The sequence below is a fragment of the Anaeromassilibacillus sp. An200 genome, from assembly GCF_002160025.1.
GTDB classification, from domain to species: domain Bacteria; phylum Bacillota; class Clostridia; order Oscillospirales; family Acutalibacteraceae; genus Caccousia; species Caccousia stercoris.
In genome coordinates, this window is record NZ_NFJU01000001.1 from 170,825 (window position 1) to 192,557 (window position 21,733).

Sequence of the window (21,733 nt, forward strand, 5' to 3'; positions counted from 1 at the left end):
AAGCAAACTCTTTTTTATTATATGGGATTTTCCGAAAAATGTAAAGACAGACCGTCTTTTTTCATGGCCGTGCTGTAAAAATTGTGAATACCGTGAAAACTTCCTGATTTTCAAGTTGCAGTTTTTCAAAAAAAAATATACAATAGATGCAGTTACCCGGATTCCTTGGACGGCGAGGCCGCCCTTTTGTAGGAGGATACTGCTTATGATCGACTATACCGGCATTCAATGCCCCGTGTGCGGGAAGCCTTTCAGCGCGGAGGACGATATCGTCGTCTGTCCGGAATGCGGGGCTCCTTACCACAGGCACTGCTACCAGCAGGAAGGGCACTGTATTTTCAGCGACAAGCATGGAACCGGTCAGGCCTGGAAAAACCCCCGCGCTTCCAGCGGCTCTTCGGAAGAGAAGCGCTGCCCCCGCTGTGGAAAGTCAAACGCTCCCGGCGCGCTTTTCTGTGACCACTGCGGCATGTCTCTGACGGAGGAACCTCCAATCGGGCCTCAAAACAACTATGGGCAGTTCAACAGCCGCTATGGCGCCGCCCCCTCCCCCACCGATTTTCCACAGGGACAGCAGCAAAGCCAGAATCCATGGGGGCAGCCTTATGGCCAGACTCCCCCATACGGTCAATCCTCTCCATACGGCGGAAACGGGCCGGACGGGCAAAATCCCAATCAGCCGTTTCCCGGCGGTCCTGCCGCATTTTTCTTTGATCCGCTCGGCGGCGTCAAGCCCGACGAAGATTTGGACGGCGTTTCCGCTGCGGACATGGCTAAATTTGTGCAGGCCAACACACAATATTATCTGCCGGTCTTTACCAACCAGAAAAAATTCCGCCGCAACCGGTTCAATTTCTGCGCTTTTCTCTGCACCGGCGGCTGGATGCTCTACCGCAAGCAGTATAAGCTCGGCGCAATCCTCACCGCGGTCATGGCGGGAATTTATTTTCTTTCCCTCTACTGCTCCTACGCGTCCGAGGATATCCTTCTCCGGCTGATGAGCCAGGTTGGCATCGATCTGGATACGATGATGCCCTCCTCCGCACAGCTCATGCAGCTTGGCTCTCTTCTGGCCCAGCAGCCTGCGTGGGAGCTGATCCTGATTTTTCTTCCCCGCGTCCTGAATGTGGTACAGCTTGTGATCATGATTATCACTGGTATAAAAGCCAACAAAATCTACGGAAAGTTTTGCACGCGCAAAATCAAAACGATTGACACGAATTTTCCGGAGCCTGCTGATCGGGAAATGCAGCTGCGGACTCAGGGCGGTGTCAACACTCCCCTTGCGGTCGGTTTGATGATTGCGTACATGCTGGCGGTCTATCTGCCGCGTCTTTGGCTCTTGATTTGAGCCGTCTCCCCGAAAAACGCCGGAACCTGTCCGGCGATCCATCAGGAAGGAGTTTTGTGAAAATGAAAATTACAAAAGCGGTGATCCCCGCAGCCGGACTGGGAACACGTGTGCTCCCTGCCACGAAATCCATGCCCAAGGAAATGCTGCCGATTGTGGACAAGCCCGCCATTCAATATATCGTGGAGGAAGCTGTTCGTTCCGGAATCACCGATATTCTGATCATCACAAACCGCGGCAAAGGACTGATTGAGGACCATTTTGACCGTGTGCCGGAGCTCGAAGCAAAGCTGACCAGCGGTGGCGCGCAAAAGGCGGATATCCTGCGCGAGGTGGTGGACATTTCGCACCTTGCCAATTTCTATTTCGTCCGTCAGAAGGAAACGCGCGGACTGGGACATGCGGTGAGCCGCGCCCGCTCCTTTGTCGGAAACGAACCGTTTGCCGTTCTCTATGGTGACGATGTGATTATCGGAGAGGATCCCGCCTGCGGCCAGCTGATCCGTGCCTATGAGGAATTCGGCACCGGTGTGCTCGGCGTCAAGCAGGTCTCTGCCGAAGCCATCACCAAATACAGTTCCCTGAAAGTGGAACCGATCCGTGACAACTATTTTAAATGTACCGATATGATTGAAAAGCCCACCCCGGATAAAATCATGTCCCTCTACTCCATCCTGGGCCGCTGCGTGCTCACACCGGATATTTTTGATATTCTCGACCACACAGAGCCGGGCGCGGGCGGAGAAATCCAGCTGACGGACGCCATGTGCACCATGGCGCGGCGCAGCGGTATGGTCGCCGTGGATTTCACAGGAACGCGCTACGATATGGGCAACAAGCTTGGCATCATGCAGGCCTCGTGCGAGGTTGCTCTCAGCCATCCGGAGATCGGCGCGGACTTCCGCAAATATATCAAGGAATTGGCGAAAACGCTGTGATTTTCTCCCTTTCCGCCTCGCATTTTCGTTCTTGACTTTCCCGCCAGGGGCTGATATAATTGTTCTGTTCATCGCGCAAACGCGATGATATCCTTGCTCCGGACAAGGATCCGGGGCCAAAAGTCCAAAAGGAGGTGCAAACAATGCCTGATGTGAAACATTCCTATGAAACTGTGTTTATCCTTTCCACAAAGCTGGGTGACGACGGCATTGCCGCTCTCGTTGAGAAGTTCAAGAACCTCATCGCGGCAAACGGTACGGTCGACAGCGTTGACGAGTGGGGCAAGCGCCGTCTTGCTTACGAGATCAACAAGGAGACCGAGGGTTACTATGCCCTGATCAACTTCACCAGCGCGGCTTCTTTCACGGCTGAGCTGGACAGAATTTACAAGATCACCGACGGTGTCCTTCGTTCCCTCATTGTGAAGAAAGACGCGTAAGGGCGGAAAGAGAGTGGTTTGAATGCTCAACGTTGCAGTTATTATGGGCCGTCTGGTGGCCGATCCCGAGCTTCGGCACACCTCCGGTGATATTGCCGTCACCAGCTTTACCGTCGCGGTGGATCGTTCCTATGTAAAGGCCGGCACCGATCGGCAGGCTGATTTTATCGACGTGGTCGCATGGCGCAGTACTGCGGAGTTTGTCTGCAAGTACTTCCACAAAGGCCAGCAAATCGCCGTACAGGGTTCCATTCAGACCCGCTCCTACACCGACAAGGACGGCAACAAGCGCAAGGCTGTCGAGATTGTTGCGGATAATGTTCACTTTGCGGAACCAAAGCGTGACAACTACGGCGGCGGCGCCAGCTACGGCACTCCTCCCCCGCCTGCACCGGGCGGCTACCAGCAGCGTCCGGCTCCCGCAATGGAGCAGGCTGCTCCCGCTTATGTGAGCGGTGACACTGGTGATTTCGAGGAAGTCCCTACGGACGACGATCTGCCGTTCTGATCCGCGTCTCCCCTATTATTGTGAAAAGGAGGCTTTTGTCATGGCTGAGAGAAATGACAGACCCGAGCGCCGCTCCGGCGGACGTAAAGGCCGCAAAAAGGTTTGCAGTTTCTGCGTTGATAAGATCGAGACGATCGATTACAAGGACGTTGCGAAGCTTCGCCGCTTCATTTCCGAGCGGGCTAAGATTCTGCCCCGCCGTGTGACCGGCACCTGCGCCCGTCATCAGCGTGAGCTGACCGTTGCTATCAAGCGTGCGCGTCATCTTGCTCTGCTGCCCTTCAGCAGCGACTGATTTCCAGACAAGCATCAAAATTCCCGGCCTTCTTGAAAGAAAGCCGGGAATTTTTTCTTTCTTGGAGAGGAAAAAAATAAGGGCTGCCTGTTTCCTTTCTCGAAACGGCAGCCCTTTAAGCTTTATTCAGTTGTCTGTGTGCCGGCATTCTCCGCTGAAGAACTGTTTCCGTCAATCACCTGAACACCAGTGGACGGTTCCGGCCCTTTGCTGATCACAAGAACCACAGGAGACCCATAGGGCATCTTGTCGCCCGGATTAGCATTTTGATAGCCGATGGCATATCCCATTGGAACAGTGTCACTGTATTCCTCCACCTTGGAAGGAACAAAGCCTTCGTTGGCCACAGCGGTAGACGCCTCCGCCAACGGCAGATTGGCAATCTCGGGCAATTCCCGGACAGAAGGCCCTTGACTGATGACCACCACAATGGCCGTTCCTTTCGTCATCATCTTTCCTTCTCCGTATTCCGGTGTCTGTGAGATGATGCAGCCTTCCGCCACAGTATCGCTGAACTGGCGCTGGGCAGCGGGAAGGATCTGATAGTCCGATTGTTCTGCCTGGGATACAAGCGTATCATACTCCTGCCCCACCAGATTCGGGACCGGGATCTGATTTGGGTCCTGGGAACTCACCGCAGCGCTGGATGCGGCCTGCGAGGAAGCAGGAGCCTGAGAAGAAACCGAAAGACTGGAATCCGGTTCCCCGTTGACAAAGCCTGTCTCGCCGCCCGAAGAAATCCACAGCACACCGATGACTGTAAAGATAATCAGGCATGCCACGCAGGAAACCAGAACCCAGACAAAAGCTGGTACGCCGCGGCGGCGATCCTTCGGCGGAAGCTGCTCCGCCGGGTAATACGAGGGAGGCGGATCCTGGCTGGGAACCGCAACCACCGGAGTTTCCAACGTCATGGTGACAGTTGGAGAGGCAGACAATTCCGCCCGCAGACGTTCAAAGGTGGCTGTGCGCTTATCCGGTGTCACTTGCAGCGCGTTGGCCAGAGCCGTGATCACATGCGGCGGGATGCTGCGCACCAATGTTGTGGGGATCAGCAGGCGGGAATCGGTCCGGCGCTTGAGGGCATCCTGCGGAAGTGTTCCGGTGAGCGCAAAAAACAGCGAAGCAGCAAAGCCATATACATCCGTACATTCTTCCGGCTGATAGCCCATCACATACTGCTCAATCGCAGCACAGCCGGGAACAAGATCCGGCGGCAGGTCGGTATCCGCTGTGCGCACGGCGGGAATACAGAAGCCACCCAGCTTCATTTTACCGTCCTTCATGATGCGCAGGGTTTCCGGAGAGATCCCCAGATGGCGCACTCCCGCGGAATGCATGGTACTCAGAGCGGAAAGAACGGGCATAAAGAGCGGCCTTGCTTCGTTCCAGCTCAGGCTCCCTCCGCTGCGCTCCACAAAATAGCGCAGGGTAATGCTGTCATCCCATTCTGAAACCGTGTAGGCTGTATGGTTTTCTTCAAAGATATCGTAAATCTGGACAATGGCCGAAAGCTCACGGATTCTGGCAACCTCACGGGAATGATTCAGGAAGGAAGCAAGATTTTCATCAAACGCAATCTCACTTCCGCCCATCACGCGTGCGCTCTTCCTGTCCTCCGCACGTTCACACAGAGACTGCGGAAAAAATTCATGTAGCTCCACCGGAATATTGAGAACGGTATCATAGCCAATGTAGACAAAACCTTCGCCATTGCTTTTCCGTGCGACTCCAACCACATAACGCTTTTGCAGCCAGGTGCGGAAAGGCAGCGCGTTGGGCTGCTGCCCGCTGGACGCGGAAAAGCCGCAGTTCGGGCACTCAGAACGCCCTCCCGTGTCCGCCATACAGTTCATGCAAAGGTTTTCCAAGCCTGCCATACAGGTGACCTCCCACTGTTCCTTAGGATAAAGACGCGCTGCGGCAAGGCGTGCCAACCGCAGCGCGGGAAAACCGGCAAAATCCGGACATGCTTATTCTTCTTCGTCTTCCTCCGGATTATCCCAGTTGTGCCAGACATTCTGCACATCATCGTTGTCCTCAAGGGCATCGAGCAGGCGCTGCATGTTGTTTGCCGCGTCCTCGTCGGTCAAAGTGGTGTAGGTGCTGGGGATCATCTCCACCTCGGCGCTGACAAATTCATACCCCTTGTTTTCCAAATCCTCACGCACACCGCTGAAATCACCGGGCTCGGTATAGATTTCAAAAACATCCTCGTCAGCCTTGAAGTCGGAAGCGCCGGCCTCCAAAGCATCCTCCATGACCTTATCCTCATCCAGGCCTTCGCGCTCCATCACGATCAGACCCTTCTCGGAGAAGAGGAAGGAAACGCAGCCGCTTGTTCCGAGGTTGCCGCCAAACTTATCAAAATAGTGGCGGACGTCGCCGGCGGTCCGGTTGCGGTTATCCGTCAGGGTTTCCACAATTACCGCCACGCCGCTCGGACCGTAGCCTTCGTACACAATGCTCTCGTACTTGTCGGCATCGCCGTCTCCTGCGGCCTTTTTGATGATACGCTCGATGTTGTCGTTCGGCACATTGTTGGCTTTGGCCTTGGCAATGCAGTCCTTAAGCTTCGAGTTGGAAGCCGGATCAGGACCGCCGCCTTCCTTCACCGCCACCGCAAGCTCACGGCCAATTTTGGTGAAAATCTTGGCCTTTGCACCGTCGGTCTTTTCCTTTTTCCGCTTAATATTGTTCCACTTGGAATGTCCTGACATAATCAAACCTCCAACATACAATTAGAATCGAAGCATCCGAAAAAACGCTATCGTTTATCATACCATAAACAACGATTTCTGGCAAGACTTTCAGGGAAAGCAGTGCGGATCTTCGCCCTTTTTAGAAAAAAATGGACGAAAAACGTGAATTTTCAACAGTTTTTGCTTCTCCCTGCGGGCGGAAATTAAGCAGCGGATTCCAAACCCACGTCTTGACTTTCGGAAAGAAAGCTTCTTATAATAGATTATTAGAGTATACAATGGGCTCTGCCCATATTTTAATAGTATGAAATATTCAAAATGGATAAGATTATTTTGGAATGCCGAAAGGGATTTCCCAGGAAGCGAACCGGAAAGGCAGGAAAAGCAGATGAGAATTGGCCTTGATGTAGGTTCCACTACGATCAAATGTGTGGTTCTCGATGACAACCAGCAGATCGTCTATCAGTCCTACGAACGTCATTTTTCGCAAATCACACAGAAGATGACGGAGCTTTTGGAAAAAATCAAAACCAGCGTGTTACATGGGGAACCGGCCCAGCTGACTGTTTCCGGCTCCGCCGGTATGGGCATCGCGGAAGCGTGCAGCCTGCCGTTTGTGCAGGAGGTTTACGCCACCCGTGTGGCAACCAACGAGCTGATTCCGGACACCGACGTCATCATTGAGCTTGGCGGTGAGGACGCGAAAATCCTCTTCCTCTCCGGCGGGATGGAGGTCCGCATGAACGGCTCCTGTGCGGGCGGCACGGGCGCTTTCATTGATCAGATGGCAACACTGCTGAACCTGCCGCTTGACGAGATGAACCAGCTGGCGGCGGAATATGAGAAAATCTATACCATCGCTTCCCGCTGCGGCGTATTTGCCAAAAGTGATATTCAGCCCCTGCTCAACCAGGGCGCACGCAAAAGCGACATCTGCGCCAGTATCTTTGCGGCTGTGGCCAATCAGACCATTGCGGGACTGGCCCAGGGCCGGAAAATCAACGGAAAAGTGCTGTATCTGGGCGGGCCGCTGACCTTCCTCTCCGAGCTGCGCCACGCATTTGACATTGCGCTGAAAACCACTGGCATCTGCCCCGAAAATTCCCTTTATTTTGTAGCGCTCGGCGCGGCTTTCAGCAGTGTGGAATCCATTGATATTGATGCAGCTCTCAAAAACATTGCGGGCTACGACGCAAACGCTGCGTTCCGTTTCATCCCTCCGCTCTTTGAAAACGAAGCGGAGTACGAAGCTTTTCGTGAGCGGCACGCTTCCTGCCGCGCTCCCCGCGGAGATATCGCTTCCTATCGCGGAAAAGCGTATCTCGGTGTGGACGCGGGCTCTACGACGGTCAAGGCCGTGGTCATGGGCGAAAACAAGGAGGTCCTCGACTCGATTTACCGGAGCAACTCCGGCAACCCCGTGCCAATTGTGCTTGAATACCTGTTGGAACTGCGTCGCAAATACCCGAATCTGACCTTCGCCTCCTCCGCTGTGACCGGCTACGGCGAAGAGCTGCTGAAAAACGCGTTTGGGATGGATTTCGGCATCGTGGAGACGGTGGCGCACTTCACCGCCGCCAAAACCTTCCTGCCGGACGTTGATTTCGTCATCGACATCGGCGGACAGGATATGAAATGCTTCAAGATCCGCAAGGGGGCCATTGACAACATCTTCCTGAACGAAGCGTGCTCCTCCGGCTGCGGTTCGTTTTTGCAGACCTTTGCCAACACGCTCGGCTACAGCATCGAGGATTTTGCCAAGCTCGGCCTGTTTGCGAAGCATCCCGTTGACCTTGGCAGCCGCTGCACCGTGTTCATGAACTCCTCCGTCAAGCAGGCACAGAAGGACGGAGCCACCACGGAGGACATTTCCGCGGGATTGTCCGTCAGCGTGGTCAAAAATGCCATTTACAAGGTTATCCGTGTAGCAAGCGCGGAGGAACTGGGCCGCCGCATTGTGGTACAGGGCGGTACTTTCCTCAATGACGCTGTGCTGCGCGTCTTTGAAAAGGAAATGGGCGTCAATGTCGTACGCCCTGACATTTCCGGCCTGATGGGCGCTTACGGTGCGGCGGTTTACGCGCAGTCCCGCGCGAAATCCTCTTCAACACTGCTCTCGCTGGAGGATCTGGAAAACTTCAAGCATGAGGTTAAAGTGACAACCTGTGGCCTGTGCAACAACCACTGCCGCCTGACCATCAACGTGTTTCCCGGCAACCGCCGTTTTATCGGCGGAAACCGCTGCGAAAAACCGGTCACTCGCCGTGCTGAACAGAATAAGGAGCTGAACATGTATGCCTACAAGCTGGCTCAGCTTCTCTCCTACCGTCCGGTGGAGGGGCCGCGCGGCAAAATCGGCATTCCGATGGGGCTGAATATGTATGAGCTGCTTCCCTTCTGGTACACCCTGTTCACGAAACTGGGCTTTGAGGTTGTCACCTCTCCTCTGTCGAGCCGCGAGCTGTATTTGGAAGGGCAAAGCACCATCCCCAGTGATACCGTCTGTTTCCCTGCCAAGCTGATGCATGGTCACGTGCTCTCCCTGATCGATCAGGGGATCCGTTCCATCTTCTATCCCTGCATGTCCTATAACTTTGACGAAAAGATGGGCGACAACCACTACAACTGCCCTGTCGTCGCGTATTACCCGGAGGTCATTGCCGCGAATACAACGGCGCTCGAGGGTCTGAACTTTATCCATGATTACGTTGGCATTCACCGCCGCCATGATTTCCCCGGGAAATTCCACGAGATCCTTTCCCACTATTTCAAGGGGATTTCCCAGCGCGAGGTGAAAGAGGCTGCCGAAGCTGCCTATGCCGAATATTACGGGTATCTGGACCGCATCCGCCGAAAGGGCAAGGAGATGATTGAGGAAGCCCGCGCAGAGAAAAAACCGATCATCATCCTGAGCGGCCGTCCGTATCATCTGGATCCCGAAATCAATCACGGCATTGACAAGCTGCTCACCAGCCTCGGCGCAGCGGTCATTTCCGAGGATGTGGTAAGCGATGAGGTACATAAATTCCCCACGCATGTGCTCAACCAGTGGACGTATCACGCGCGCCTGTATGCCGCCGCCCGGTATGTCGGCACACAGCCTGATATGAATTTGGTGCAGCTGGTTTCCTTCGGCTGCGGTGTGGACGCGATCACAACGGACGAGGTGCGGAGCATTCTCGAGGAAAAGGAAAAGATTTACACGCAGATCAAGATCGACGAAATCACTAATCTGGGAGCAGTCAAGATCCGTCTGCGCAGTCTGTTTGCCGCTCTGGAACAGGAAAACGAGAGGAGGAGCTGAGATGGCCGAGCTGAAATTCAATAAAAAGGGACGTCTCCTTTTTACCAAGGAGATGAAAAAGGAATATACCATCCTCTGCCCCATGATGCTGCCGATCCATTTCTCCCTGTTTGTGGACGTGTTCCGCAACTGCGGCTATAAGGTGGAGCTTCTGACAAATGACGGCCCTTCCATCGTACAGGAAGGCTTGAAATATGTCCATAACGACACCTGCTACCCTGCCCTGCTGGTTATCGGCCAGTTCATTGACGCGCTGCACAGCGGCAAATACGACCTTGACCGCACCGCTCTGATCATCACCCAGACGGGCGGCGGCTGCCGCGCGAGCAACTACATTCATCTGCTCCGCAAGGCTCTCCACAAGGCCGGGATGGATCAGGTGCCGGTGATCTCGCTGAACCTGTCCGGCCTGGAAAGCAACCCAGGCTTTTCGATCAACCTGTCCATCATCCGCAAGATGGTGGCGGCTATCGCTTACGGCGACGCGCTGATGGCGCTCAGCAACCAGGTGCGCCCCTATGAGAAGGAAGAAGGAGCCGCTGATCGCCTGGTGAAGCGGTGGACCGACGATCTGAGCGCACAGTTCCGGCGCGGCAAGGGCCTTGGCCTGAAGGAGGAAAAGGAAAACCTCTTAGCCATTGCGCGCGACTTCGCCGCGATCCCCGTGGAGAAAAAGCCGAAAATCAAGGTGGGAATCGTCGGAGAAATTTACGTCAAATACGCTCCCTTTGCCAACAACCACTTGGAGGAATTCCTTGCCAGCCAGGATTGCGAGGTCAACGTGCCGGGCCTGATGAACTTTGTGCTTTTCAAGGTCGACAACCGTATGGAGGATATCAAGCTTTACGGAGGAAGCCACGCCAAATTTGCCGTGGTCCGTATGCTGTTTGACTATCTGACCAAGATGCAGAACATCTTTACGGAAGCCATTGCCTCCCAGCCGTGCTTTGAAGTCCCCGCAACCTACGAGCATGTCAAAAAGCTGGTCAAGGGTGTGATCGGCTACGGCAACAAGATGGGCGAAGGCTGGCTGCTCACCGCTGAAATGCTGGAGCTGGCGGAAGCAGGTTATGAAAATATCGTCTGCGCCCAGCCGTTCGGCTGCCTGCCGAACCATATTGTCGGCAAAGGAATGATTCACCGGATCAAAGCGGAAAATGAGCGAGCAAACATTGTTCCCATCGACTACGATCCCAGCGCTACAAAGGTCAATCAGGAAAACCGCATCAAGCTGATGCTTGCCGTTGCCAGAGAGAATCTGGAGAAAAAGCAGACGGAGAAAAAAGCATAAAAGGCCGAAACAAAAGAGCGGCATTCCCGGGAAGCTTCCCTGGAATGCCGCTCTTTTTCTTCTCTTTGTCTGCTGCCATCAGTCCTCACGCAGCACCAATTCCACCGGACAGTGATCGCTGCCGAAAATATCCGATCGAATAGTGGAGGACACCAGCCGATCCCGCAGGCGATCTGAGGTGAGGAAATAATCGATCCGCCAGCCCGCATTCTTTTCCCGGGCACGGAAGCGGTAGCTCCACCAACTGTAGGCCCCCGTCAAATCGGGATGAAAATACCGGAAGGTATCAGTAAACCCGGACGCGAGAAGCTCTGTCATCTTGCCGCGCTCCTGATCGCTGAATCCGGCATTGCCGCGGTTCGTTTTCGGGTTTTTAAGGTCGATCTCCTCATGTGCGACATTCATATCACCGCAGACAACGACCGGCTTTTCCGCGTCAAGCGAAAGCAGATAGGCGCGGAACGCATCCTCCCACTCCATGCGGTAATCGATTCGGGCCAGGCCGTCCTGCGCGTTCGGGGTGTAGACCGTCACCAGGAAAAACTCCGGGAATTCCAGCGTGATTGCACGCCCCTCTCCCACATGGACAGGATCTCCGATGTCATTGCGCACGGAAAGCGGTTCCCGGCGGCTGAACACCGCCGTGCCGGAATAGCCCTTCTTCTCGGCGGAATTCCAGTACTGCGCATAACCGGGCAAATCCAGCTCGGCCTGCCCCGGCTGCATCTTGGTCTCCTGAAGGCAAAACACATCCGCGTCTGTTTCACGGAAATAGTCAAGAAACCCTTTCCCCAGGCAGGCCCGCAGGCCGTTGACGTTCCACGATACCAATTTCATTGCGATGCTTCATCCTTTGCTTGTGTTGTTTCTGTCTGTGTGGTTTCCCCGACAGTCTCCTCCTCAGCAAGGGCGGATTCCTCCTTTGTGGGTTCCTCTTGGCTGGGAGGAAGCACCAGCTCATAGAGCTCCGCTGTTACCACGCCGTTTTCCGCCTTCATCCGGATCTGAATGGGATTCATTCGGTTGTTGAAGAAGGCGAAATCATGCTGATAAAGAATGTTTCCGTTGCGCCAGATGGAGGCTTCGCGCATACCGGGGCGCAGATAAGTGACAGGCTGTGAATGCGCATAAACCTCCGCCAAATACATTTTCGCGTAATCCGCCGCGCTGGCCAGCGTCGTTGTCACCTGGCACAGGCCGCCGCCATAATCGTAACCAGTGGAGGAAAACACGGTGGCCAGCTGGTAGCCGTCCGCTTTGCTGCCGGAGCCGCCGTGCTGACACCAGGAAAAGTATTCCGCGGGAAGAATCACGCGGCCATCCACAGACTGGCAGCCGAGCTCCAGATTCACGTTGCGTCCCCAATTAGCGGCATTGAGAGAATAATAGCTCTCCTCCCTGCCGATTAAGACAGGAACCAGCTTGTCCGCGTTTTTCTCATAATATTCCTGCGGGGACATGAGCAGCGCGCCGTTTAACAGCAGATGCTGGAAGATATCCGCGTCCGTATAGCAATCATAGACATTCTGTCCATCCCGCGAACGGGCATACACCCACTGATCCTCCTTGAACTCCACCCCGTCAATGGTATAATCTTTTTTCAGATAGAGCGGAAAACAGTTGTCCTTAACATACTGTGTGGGAAGATACCCTTCTGTTCCCCGGACAATGACGCGCGACCATCCATTGGCCAGCGTTTCCCGCACGAAGGCGCGCTCCGTCGCAAAGGGAAGCAGCAGGCGGCTGGCCGACGTGCTCGGCGCACTGCGCAAAAACAGGCTTTTGTTGTTGAAGCCAATGTTCACGATGGAGTAATTCTCCGCCGGAACCGTCACAACAGGAAAAACCTCCTCGGCGGGCGGTTCCGGTTCCACAGGTTCCTGCGGCGTTTCCGGCGGCGGGGTGGATTCCTCATCCGGTGAAGGCGCAGGCTCCTCCTCTTCGGCCGTTTCGGAGGTTTCCGATAACACTGGCGTTTCCTGTTCGGACTCTTGTTCCTGCACAGGCGTCTGTTCCAACAGATTGTATTCCTCCGGCGCAGCCTCGGAAGCCAACGGAAGCTCCCAGCCATTCGTTTCCGCCTGTGCAGGAACTGCCAGCGGCGCCAACAGCGCGCAGATCAGCATCAGCATCAAAAAGCGTCGTTTCCCTCGTCTCACAAAAATCCCCCTTTTCTCTTTTCCGCCTGCCGGCGGCCTTTTCTCATCATAGCATGTTCTTTGCCCGCTTTGCGTCCGTTTCTGTCGCATCAGGAGCAAAGGTTTTCCCTTTCCAGCTTCATTGTAGCATATTGTGGAAAGACCCGCAAGAGCAGACAAAAATCGAAATTTCTTCCCGGATTTGCTGGCCTTTTTTTGAAAATCTGCTATAATGATGTGTATTGTCTGTTCTATTTTTCTTTCATTTTTCGCAGTTAACGAAAGGAGCGCTTTTCATGAAAAATCCCATTGCCACAATTGAAACCACTCACGGTAAAATCGAGGTGGAACTGTATCCGGAGATCGCCCCGAATACTGTCAATAATTTTATTTCCCTCGTGCAGAAGGGCTTTTATGATGGAACCATCTTCCACCGCGTGATTCCCGGCTTTATGATTCAGGGCGGCGATCCCGACGGCACCGGCATGGGCGGCCCCGGCTACGCGATCCGCGGCGAATTCTCCCACAACGGCTTTGAAAACAATCTGCGCCACACGCGCGGCGTTCTCTCCATGGCCCGCTCCATGTTCCCGGACAGCGCCGGAAGCCAGTTCTTCCTGATGGTGGAGGATGCTCCGCACCTCGACGGCGAATATGCCGCCTTCGGCAAGGTAATTTCCGGAATCGAAGAATGTGACCGGATCGTTTCCGTCTCCCGTGACCGCCGCGACCGCCCGCTGGAGGATGAGCAGATGGTGAAAGTTACGGTGGAAACCTTTGGAGAGGAATATCTGGAGCCGGAGAAGCTGTAAGATGCGTGTTCTCAGAAAATTTATCCATTACTACAAGCCCTATCAGGCCGTTTTTTGGATCGATATGGCCTGTGCCCTGCTGGTAAGCGCGATCGATCTCGCGTTTCCCCAGCTGCTCAACTACTGCACGCGCAGCGTATTCACCCGCAGCGCGGAGGAGGTTCTGCGGATCCTCCCCCTGCTTGCCTTCGGGCTGCTTGTGATGTATCTGGCCCGCTTCGGCGGCCGGTATTACATCACCTGCCAGGGACACATCATGGGCGCCCGGATGGAGAGCGATATGCGCCAGGATCTGTTTGATCAGTTCCAGCGCCTTTCGTTTTCCTACTACGATCGGAACAACACCGGCGAAATGATGAGCAAGCTGGTCTCCGATCTCTTCGATATCAGCGAGCTGGCTCACCACGGACCGGAAAATATCTTCATCTCCCTGCTCAAGATTTTCGGCTCTTTCGCTCTGCTCCTGTGGATCAACGTCCCGATGACGCTCATTCTGCTCGCCGTCACGCTGATCATGCTGACATTCAGCGTATGGCAGAATAAGAAAATGCGCGCTGTTTTCATGGACAACCGCCGGAAGATCGCCGGAGTCAACGCAAGCTTGCAGGACAGCCTGGCCGGAATCCGTGTGGTCAAATCCTTCGCCAATGAGAGCGTGGAACACAAAAAATTCAGCGAAAGCAATCTGGAATTTCTGCGTTCCAAGGAAAAAAACTACAAGCGCATGGGCATTTTCCATGCGGGCAACAACTTCTTTCAGGGCATGCTCTTTCTGACGGTTCTCGTTTCGGGCGGCTACTTCATTGCAGCCGGTCAGATTGACGCGGTGGATTTGGCGACCTACGCACTGTACATCAACATTTTCATCAACCCGATTGAGGTGCTGGTGGAGTTTACGGAAATGTTCCAGAAGGGCTTTTCCGGCTTCAAACGGTTTCTCGAGGTCATGGAGACACAGCCGGAGATTGTGAACCGTCCGAACGCGCGTCCGCTCCGGGACATCCACGGCGTGATCGACTATCGTGACGTATCTTTCCATTATGAAAAGGGCGATTCCGTCCTCTCGCATATTGATATCCATATCGACGCGGGCAAAACGGTAGCGCTGGTCGGTCCTTCGGGCGGCGGCAAAACCACGCTGTGCAGCCTTCTCCCCCGCTTTTACGATGTAACAGGCGGCTGTGTGCAGGTGGACGGACAGGACGTGCGGGATTTGACGCTGGAAAGCCTGCGCTCCTCCATCGGCATTGTTCAGCAGGATGTATACCTCTTCTCCGGAACCATTCGGGAAAATATTGCCTACGGCAAACCGGACGCCACAGAGGAGGAGATCATCTCGGCAGCCAAGCGCGCCAACATTCATGAGTTTGTGATGGGCCTGGAGGACGGCTACGATACCTTTGTAGGAGAACGCGGTGCGCGGCTCTCCGGCGGACAGAAGCAGCGCATTTCCATTGCGCGTGTCTTTCTGAAGGATCCTCCGATTCTGATTCTCGATGAGGCGACGAGCGCACTTGACAATGAGAGCGAGCGGCACATCCAGCAGAGTCTGGAGGAGCTCGCGAAGGATCGCACAACCATTGTGATTGCGCACCGCCTTTCCACCATCCGCAATGCCGATGAAATCATCGTCATCAGCGACGATGGTATTGTGGAGCGCGGCTGCCATGAAGAGCTTCTGAGCCGAAAGGGCCTGTATGCCCGCTATTACAACATGCAGTTTGAAGGGCTGGCGTAAAGCGGAGAAAGGAGAAATCAGCATGAATGCCTGTTATGAAGCCCGCATCCAGCGGGTGATTCAAAATATGGAGCGCGAGGGGCTTTCGCAGATTCTGGTCACCTCCACCGCATCCGTTTACTATCTGACGGGCGTATGGGTGGAGCCGATGGAGCGCCTTTTTGCGTTCTATCTCGATACGGACGGGAGACAGATTCTGTTCGGGAATGATCTGTTCGGCCTCCAACCTGTCCCTGGGCGTGAACTTTACGTCCATAACGACAGCGACGATCCGCTGCGCGATTTGGCCCGCCTGGTGAAGCCGGGAACGCTTGGCATCGACAAAGCCTGGCCGAGCCGTTTTCTGATCTCGCTCCTCCAAAAGCGGAGCGATCTCACCCCCGTGCTTGGCAGCGCGCCGGTGGACGAGGCAAGAATGCGCAAGGACGCGGAGGAGATTGAGGCGCTGCGGCACGCTTCCCGTGTAAATGATTCCGTTGTGGCCGCCGCTATCCATGCGGTACGGGAAGGCGCGGTGGAGTCTCAGCTTGCCGCGTTGGTAGAAGAAAAATTCCGTGAAGCAGGCGCGGGACGCGGCCACGGACAGCTCGTCTGCTTTGGCCCAAACGGCGCGGATCCGCACCATGAACCGAATTCCACCGTCATTCGGGATGGAGATTCCGTTGTATTTGATATCTTCATTCCGATCCCCTACTACTGGTGCGACATGACGCGCACCGTCTTTTTCCGCTCCGCGACCGATGAAGCCAAACGAGTGTATGAGACGGTGCGGGAGGCAAATCTCGCGGCGGAGGCTGTGATTCGTCCGGGCGTTCCGCTGTGTGAATTTGACCGCGCGGCCCGTGAGGTCATCGAAAAGGCGGGCTACGGCCCGTATTTCACGCACCGGCTTGGCCATGGCATTGGCTTGGAATGCCATGAGCCGCCGGACAACAGCGCATCCTCCACGGTGATCGCGGAGCCCGGCATGGTCTTTTCCGTTGAGCCAGGCATCTATCTGCCTGGCAAGCTTGGCGTGCGGATCGAGGATCTGGTGCTGGTCACGGAAACAGGCTGTGAGGTGCTGAACGCATACACGAAGGAACTTCAGATCGTTGGATAAACAAGGAGAACGCTCTGGAACTCCCCAGGAAGCGGAAAAATCTTGACAAATACCCAAAAATGGACTATAGTATAAGAAATTCATAACACCGATGATGCAGAGAAAAATCAGAGGGTTTCTTTCCAGCGAGCGAAGGACGGTGCAAGCTTCGTATGAAATGCTGAATAATATGGTCTGCGGAGGGCGGCGTCAAATGCGCCGACGTGAAGGCCCGCGTCAGTGGCCGGAGATATGCTGGTATCTCGCTGAGCGTCCATAAGGACGGAATCAAGGTGGCACCGCGAAATGGCTGTTTCGCCCTTGACTGGAAAGCATGCGCTTTGCAGTCAAGGGCTTTTTGTTACCCATTTTGGAAAGGATGATTGCTATGTCAGAACACCGTAAAATTGCTGTCATCGGCGCAGGCCATGTGGGCTCCCACTGTGCGCAAGCCCTTTGCTGGCGATGGTGTGCACAGGAGATCGTCCTGATCGACAAGGAGAAGGAAAAAGCCATAGCACAGGCCATGGATATCGCTGACTCCCTCTCTTTCCCCGCCGCCGACATAACAGTGCGAGCAGGTGATTACGCCGACTGCGCCGACGCGGATCTCATTTTTGTCGCCATCGGCAAGGCAAGGCTTCCCGGCCAGACACGTTTGGATCTGTTGGGGGATTCCGTAAAAATGGCAAAAGAGCTGATTGGTCAGCTTTCACCGTATTCCCTGCGCGGGATTGTCGTCTCCATCACCAATCCGGCGGATATCATCGCGGATTATCTGCGAAAGGGACTCCATCTTCCCCGAAACCAGGTTTTCAGCACCGGCACGCTGCTCGACACCGCCCGGCTGATACGCACCATCGCGGAGAAAACCGGAATGAGCCGTCAGGCTGTCACCGCGTTTTCCCTTGGAGAACATGGGGATTCCTCGATGATCCCCTTCTCTGCCATCCGTATTGGCGGACTGCCGCTGGAATCCTATCCGATGGTGAACCGTGCCGAGCTGCTGGAACGCACCCACGGCATCGGAATGGATATTATCAATGGGAAAGGGTCCACAGAATTTGGCATTGGCCAGTCGGCTGCCTTTCTGGCGGATGCGATCCTGCGGGATCGCAAAGCCGTTCTGCCTGTCTCCGTTCAGCTGTGCGGCGAATATGGGCAGAAGGATGTTTCCTGCGGCGTCCCGTGTGTAATTGGAAAAAGTGGAGTGGAAAAAATTATCGAACTGCCGCTGACCCCCGATGAGCAGGAACAGCTGCAAGCCTCCTGCGACGTCATCCGAAAGCATATTGCCCTGGCGGAGCAGATTGCCCCGCTGGATTGAATGAATAAGAAAGGATGTTTTTCCTATGAAAAAGCGTTCCAGACTGTTTTCTCTTCTGACCGCTGCCGTTCTCGCCTTCTCCCTGTTTGCCACCGGCTGCGATTCCTCCGGCGGAAAAGTGAAGGTCGCGATTGTTCAGCCCATGAGCCACACTTCTCTTGACCAGATCCGGGATACCATCATCTCGAAGCTGGAAGCGTCCGGAAATGACAACATTGAGATTGTGACGGAAAACGCCAACAACGACACCAGCGCCCTTTCAACCATCCTGCAAAATCTGCGCTCCGAGGGCGTTGACATTGTGGTTCCGATTGCGACGAGCACCGCGCAGAGCGCCAAGGCTGTTTTTGAGGGCGAGGATACCCCGATCATCTTTTCCGCTGTCTCTGACCCGGACGCCGCCGGTCTGACCGGCTCCGATTGTCAGAACATCACCGGGGTTTCCAACAATATCCCTGCCGATGAAATTGTGAAGCTGATTCAGCACTTCCAGCCGGATTTCCAGAAAATCGGCTTCCTGTACACCTCCAGCGAGACAAATTCCGTCTCCACAATCAATGCGGCCAAGGCTTACTGCGATGAGAACAACATCGCCTATGAAGAAGCCTCCATCGCTAACCTGTCCGAGCTGCCTACTGCGGTGGAAACTCTGCTCTCCAAAGGTGTTGATACACTTTACACCGGCAATGATAACTCCATCGCTTCCGCTATGCCGACCTACACGGACGCCGCTTACTCCAAGGGTGTGCCTGTCTACTGCGGCGCGGACTCTATGGTTGCCGACGGCGGCTTTGCCACCACAGGCGTCAACTATGTCCAGCTTGGGGAACAAACTGCCGATATCATTCTCCAGGTGGCTGGCGGCACAAAGCCTTCCGAGATCCCCTATGAAACGCTGGCCGACTATGCGAAATTCGTGAACTTACAGGCTGCCGGTACGCTTGGCCTGACTCTGACCGATGACATGCTGGACGGCTACACCGTGCTGGTGGAGGCTGACGGCACAAGCCATTTCGGAGAATAACGGAGGAATATATCCATGGAGTACGTTAACCTCATCCTGTCCGCTCTCAGCCAGGGGATGCTCTATGCTCCCATGGCGATGGGAGTTTTCATTGCCTTCAAAATCCTGAATACGCCGGATTTGACCATTGACGGCAGCCTGGTGTTCGGCATGACCGTATGCGCTGTTGTCACCATTGCCTCACATCCCATTCTGGCGCTTGTGGCCGGGACGCTGGCCGGGGCATTGGCGGGCTTTGTGACAGGATTTTTGCAGACCAAGCTGCGCATTAACGCAATTCTCGCGGGCATCCTGACCATGACAGGCCTGTATACCGTCAACTATATGGTTCTTGGCGGACAGTCCAACCTATATCTGCAAACCGCTGAAACCAACGAGAGCGGCAGCGAGGTTTTCGTCTCCAGCAACACCATCTATAAAATGTTCTCCTCCCTGTTTCCGGGTCTGGACACCAACGCGAATGTTCTGCTGCTCACCGCTCTGATCGTCGCCGCCGTTGCCGCCCTGCTCTGCGTCTTTTTTAAGACGCGCCCCGGCATGGCGATCCGTGCAACCGGCGACAATGAGGAAATGGTGCGCTCCTCCTCCATCAACGCGGATGCTTCCCGCATTCTCGGCATTGTCCTTGCCAACGGTCTTGTTGCCCTTTCCGGCAGCCTGCTGTGCCAGCAGCAGCGCTACGCTGATTTGAACAACGGCAGCGGTATGCTGGTCGTGGGGCTGGCTTCCGTCATCATCGGGCAGGTGCTGTTTGGCCGCCGCAGCGTGACGCTCGGCGTGATCTCCGCCGTGGCGGGCTCTGCTGCATACCGTCTGATTCTGCAATTCGCTTATAAAATCAACATGCCCAGCTATGCCGTCAAGCTGCTCTCGGCCGTCATTGTGGCGCTGGCCCTGACGCTCCCTCTGGCAAAACAGAAGCTCGCTATCCGCAAAGCGCGCAAGGAAGCCAGAAAGGGGGATCCTGTATGAACGCTCAGCTGACCATCACCCATCTGACCAAAAAGTTTGAAGCCGGAACACCGAACGAAAAGCATGCTTTGCGTGATTTCTCCCTTGAGGTCGCGAAGGGGGATTTCATCACCATCCTCGGCTCCAACGGAGCGGGAAAATCAACTCTCTTCAACGCGATCCTGGGGAAGTTCCTCCCGGACGAGGGCAGCATCCTGCTCGACGGCGAGGATATCACCTATGAGAAGGATTATAAGCGCGCGCTCAACATCGGCTGCCTGTATCAAAATCCTCTGCGCGGGACGGCCCCGAACATGACCATCGAGGAAAATCTTGCACTGGCCTATACACGCAAATCCACACACCGTCTGTTTGCCGTCAATAAGAAGGATTCCGCGTATTTCCGTGAACTGCTGGCCTCTCTCGATTTAGGACTGGAAGACCGCATGAAAACAAAAATGGGGCTTCTCTCCGGCGGACAGCGGCAGGCTGCCGCTTTGCTGATGTCCACCATCGCCCGCCCAAAGCTTCTGCTGCTTGACGAGCACACCGCCGCCCTCGATCCCGGCACCGCGCGCAAGGTACTGCAAATTACCAAAGACATTATTTCCGATCGCGGCCTGACCGCTTTGATGATTACACACGATATGGATCAGGCGCTGCGCTTCGGAAACCGCACTATTATGATGGACAGCGGCAAACTCCTGCTCGATATCTCCGGTGAGGAGCGCGCTGCTATGACCCCGGAAAAACTGGTGGATCTCTTTGTCCGCTCCGCCAAGCAAGGTCTTTCCGATCGCACGAGGCTTTCCGTATGATCTCGACCACGCTTCATCCCAAGCAGAAAAACGAGTCTTTGACGGAAACAAAGCGGTTGACTCTGCGCTTTTTCCAACTGGAGGATGAGAACGACCTGCACCAAATTCTGGGCGACGAGGAAACCATGCGTTTTTCTGAACCTGCCTTTCACCCAGAACAAACCCGGCGTTTTCTGACAGATTTCTGCATAGCAAAGCACGGAGCAATCGCCGCCGTGCAAAAAGAGACGGAAAAAGTAATTGGTTATCTCCTGTTCCGTGAGGATGCAGCGGAGGTCTATGAAATGGGATGGTTCTTCAACCGGCAATATTGGGGAAAGGGATATGCGCAGGAGGCCTGCCAGGCCCTTCTCCGCTATGCGTTCACCGCATGCCGTGCGCACCGTGTTTTCGCCGAAACCATAGACGGCGATCGATGCGTCCGCTTGATGCGGCGGCTTGCCATGAAACCGGAAGGTGTACTGCGAAAGCATATCCGGGACAACAAAGGAAACTGGGCGGACATGATTCTGTATGGAATTCTCAAAGAAGAATGGCAAGAGGAAACCGCACAGAAAACGGACGCCTATATTTCTACATTCAGAATGGAGGAATTTTTATGACATTCTCAGAATTCTTCGCACTGGTCAAGGAAAAGCTGTCTCAGGCGGATGTGAGCGCCATCCATGAGGACGTTGCGTTCCAGTTTGACATCACTGGACAGGAAGCCGGCACGTTCTATGTTGAGCTCAAGGGCGGAAAGCTGTCTGTCGAGCCCTACGACTATCATGACCGGGATGCCCGCATCACCTGCTCCGCCGACACGCTGATGAAAATTGCCACCGGAAAGCTTGACCCTGTGGCAGCCTTCACCCTGCGCAAAATCAAGGTGGACGGTAAAATTGAAAAAGCCCTTCTTTTGAAGCAGCTGATGAAGTAATTGCGAAAACTTCCGGCAGATCTCCCGATTATAAAAAGAGACAGAACACTGCATTTTAGCAAGTGTTCCGTCTCTTTTTTTGTGAGCGGATTTCGA

The 21,733-nt window shown here is 54.7% G+C and carries 20 protein-coding genes; 16 read left to right on the top strand and 4 right to left on the bottom strand.

Translation table 11 applies throughout. The features are described from left to right. Nucleotides 1–205: 205 nt before the first annotated feature. The 5 genes from B5F35_RS00815 (at nucleotide 206) to rpsR (ending at nucleotide 3,532) form a co-directional block, all read left to right on the top strand. A complete protein-coding gene (locus B5F35_RS00815; RefSeq protein WP_087237102.1) occupies nucleotides 206–1,351 on the top strand; it encodes an RING finger protein in 1,146 nt (381 codons plus the stop codon). 62 nt (nucleotides 1,352–1,413) lie between these two features. Then, a complete protein-coding gene (locus B5F35_RS00820; RefSeq protein ID WP_087237253.1) occupies nucleotides 1,414–2,289 on the top strand; it encodes a UTP--glucose-1-phosphate uridylyltransferase in 876 nt (291 codons plus the stop codon). 143 nt (nucleotides 2,290–2,432) lie between these two features. After that, nucleotides 2,433–2,729 (top strand): 30S ribosomal protein S6, encoded by a 297-nt coding sequence (rpsF, locus tag B5F35_RS00825; protein ID WP_087237104.1) that lies wholly within the window; start codon nucleotides 2,433–2,435, stop codon nucleotides 2,727–2,729. 22 nt (nucleotides 2,730–2,751) lie between these two features. After that, nucleotides 2,752–3,237, top strand: coding sequence for a single-stranded DNA-binding protein (locus B5F35_RS00830; RefSeq protein WP_087237106.1), 486 nt, complete (start codon nucleotides 2,752–2,754; stop codon nucleotides 3,235–3,237). Between the two features lie 40 nt (nucleotides 3,238–3,277). Beyond that, nucleotides 3,278–3,532 (top strand): 30S ribosomal protein S18, encoded by a 255-nt coding sequence (gene rpsR / locus B5F35_RS00835; protein WP_087237108.1) that lies wholly within the window; start codon nucleotides 3,278–3,280, stop codon nucleotides 3,530–3,532. Between the two features lie 122 nt (nucleotides 3,533–3,654). Here rpsR and B5F35_RS00840 read toward each other — a convergent pair whose 3' ends face one another. Both B5F35_RS00840 and B5F35_RS00845 read right to left on the bottom strand, forming a co-directional pair. Next, nucleotides 3,655–5,412, bottom strand: coding sequence for a PASTA domain-containing protein (locus tag B5F35_RS00840; protein ID WP_087237110.1), 1,758 nt, complete (start codon nucleotides 5,410–5,412; stop codon nucleotides 3,655–3,657). A gap of 93 nt (nucleotides 5,413–5,505) precedes the next feature. Next, the gene (locus B5F35_RS00845; RefSeq protein WP_087237112.1) at nucleotides 5,506–6,252 is read right to left on the bottom strand and encodes a YebC/PmpR family DNA-binding transcriptional regulator; all 747 of its coding nucleotides are present in this window, start codon (nucleotides 6,250–6,252) and stop codon (nucleotides 5,506–5,508) included. A gap of 370 nt (nucleotides 6,253–6,622) precedes the next feature. Between B5F35_RS00845 and B5F35_RS00850 the strand changes: the two genes are divergently transcribed. Both B5F35_RS00850 and B5F35_RS00855 read left to right on the top strand, forming a co-directional pair. Beyond that, nucleotides 6,623–9,538, top strand: coding sequence for an acyl-CoA dehydratase activase (locus B5F35_RS00850; RefSeq protein ID WP_087237114.1), 2,916 nt, complete (start codon nucleotides 6,623–6,625; stop codon nucleotides 9,536–9,538). A gap of 1 nt (nucleotide 9,539) precedes the next feature. Next, nucleotides 9,540–10,829 carry a 2-hydroxyacyl-CoA dehydratase gene (locus tag B5F35_RS00855; protein ID WP_087237118.1) on the top strand — a complete coding sequence of 430 codons (1,290 nt, stop codon included), beginning with the start codon at nucleotides 9,540–9,542 and terminating at the stop codon, nucleotides 10,827–10,829. A gap of 78 nt (nucleotides 10,830–10,907) precedes the next feature. Here B5F35_RS00855 and B5F35_RS00860 read toward each other — a convergent pair whose 3' ends face one another. After that, the gene (locus B5F35_RS00860; RefSeq protein WP_087237120.1) at nucleotides 10,908–11,666 is read right to left on the bottom strand and encodes an exodeoxyribonuclease III; all 759 of its coding nucleotides are present in this window, start codon (nucleotides 11,664–11,666) and stop codon (nucleotides 10,908–10,910) included. Further along, nucleotides 11,663–12,988 (bottom strand): VanW family protein, encoded by a 1,326-nt coding sequence (locus tag B5F35_RS00865; protein WP_162611283.1) that lies wholly within the window; start codon nucleotides 12,986–12,988, stop codon nucleotides 11,663–11,665. The genes B5F35_RS00860 and B5F35_RS00865 overlap by 4 nt, the downstream gene beginning before the upstream one ends. A gap of 275 nt (nucleotides 12,989–13,263) precedes the next feature. Here B5F35_RS00865 and B5F35_RS00870 point away from each other — a divergent pair, with 275 nt between their 5' ends. The 9 genes from B5F35_RS00870 (at nucleotide 13,264) to B5F35_RS00910 (ending at nucleotide 21,637) form a co-directional block, all read left to right on the top strand. Beyond that, nucleotides 13,264–13,779: a peptidylprolyl isomerase gene (locus B5F35_RS00870; RefSeq protein WP_087237124.1), complete on the top strand. Its 516-nt coding sequence runs from the start codon at nucleotides 13,264–13,266 to the stop codon at nucleotides 13,777–13,779. A 1-nt stretch (nucleotide 13,780) separates the two neighbouring features. Then, nucleotides 13,781–15,517 (top strand): ABC transporter ATP-binding protein, encoded by a 1,737-nt coding sequence (locus tag B5F35_RS00875; protein WP_087237125.1) that lies wholly within the window; start codon nucleotides 13,781–13,783, stop codon nucleotides 15,515–15,517. A gap of 22 nt (nucleotides 15,518–15,539) precedes the next feature. Beyond that, nucleotides 15,540–16,619 carry a M24 family metallopeptidase gene (locus tag B5F35_RS00880; protein ID WP_087237127.1) on the top strand — a complete coding sequence of 360 codons (1,080 nt, stop codon included), beginning with the start codon at nucleotides 15,540–15,542 and terminating at the stop codon, nucleotides 16,617–16,619. A gap of 367 nt (nucleotides 16,620–16,986) precedes the next feature. After that, nucleotides 16,987–17,925 (top strand): L-lactate dehydrogenase, encoded by a 939-nt coding sequence (locus B5F35_RS00885; RefSeq protein WP_087237128.1) that lies wholly within the window; start codon nucleotides 16,987–16,989, stop codon nucleotides 17,923–17,925. 25 nt (nucleotides 17,926–17,950) lie between these two features. Next, a complete protein-coding gene (locus B5F35_RS00890; protein WP_087237130.1) occupies nucleotides 17,951–18,949 on the top strand; it encodes an ABC transporter substrate-binding protein in 999 nt (332 codons plus the stop codon). A gap of 15 nt (nucleotides 18,950–18,964) precedes the next feature. Beyond that, nucleotides 18,965–19,921 (top strand): ABC transporter permease, encoded by a 957-nt coding sequence (locus tag B5F35_RS00895; RefSeq protein WP_087237131.1) that lies wholly within the window; start codon nucleotides 18,965–18,967, stop codon nucleotides 19,919–19,921. Then, complete coding sequence (locus B5F35_RS00900) at nucleotides 19,918–20,718, top strand: ABC transporter ATP-binding protein (RefSeq protein ID WP_087237133.1); 801 nt, start codon at nucleotides 19,918–19,920, stop codon at nucleotides 20,716–20,718. Before B5F35_RS00895 ends, B5F35_RS00900 begins: the two co-directional genes overlap by 4 nt. After that, a complete protein-coding gene (locus B5F35_RS00905; RefSeq protein ID WP_087237135.1) occupies nucleotides 20,715–21,320 on the top strand; it encodes a GNAT family N-acetyltransferase in 606 nt (201 codons plus the stop codon). The genes B5F35_RS00900 and B5F35_RS00905 overlap by 4 nt, the downstream gene beginning before the upstream one ends. Continuing rightward, nucleotides 21,317–21,637 carry an SCP2 sterol-binding domain-containing protein gene (locus tag B5F35_RS00910; protein WP_087237137.1) on the top strand — a complete coding sequence of 107 codons (321 nt, stop codon included), beginning with the start codon at nucleotides 21,317–21,319 and terminating at the stop codon, nucleotides 21,635–21,637. The genes B5F35_RS00905 and B5F35_RS00910 overlap by 4 nt, the downstream gene beginning before the upstream one ends. Nucleotides 21,638–21,733 lie beyond the last annotated feature (96 nt).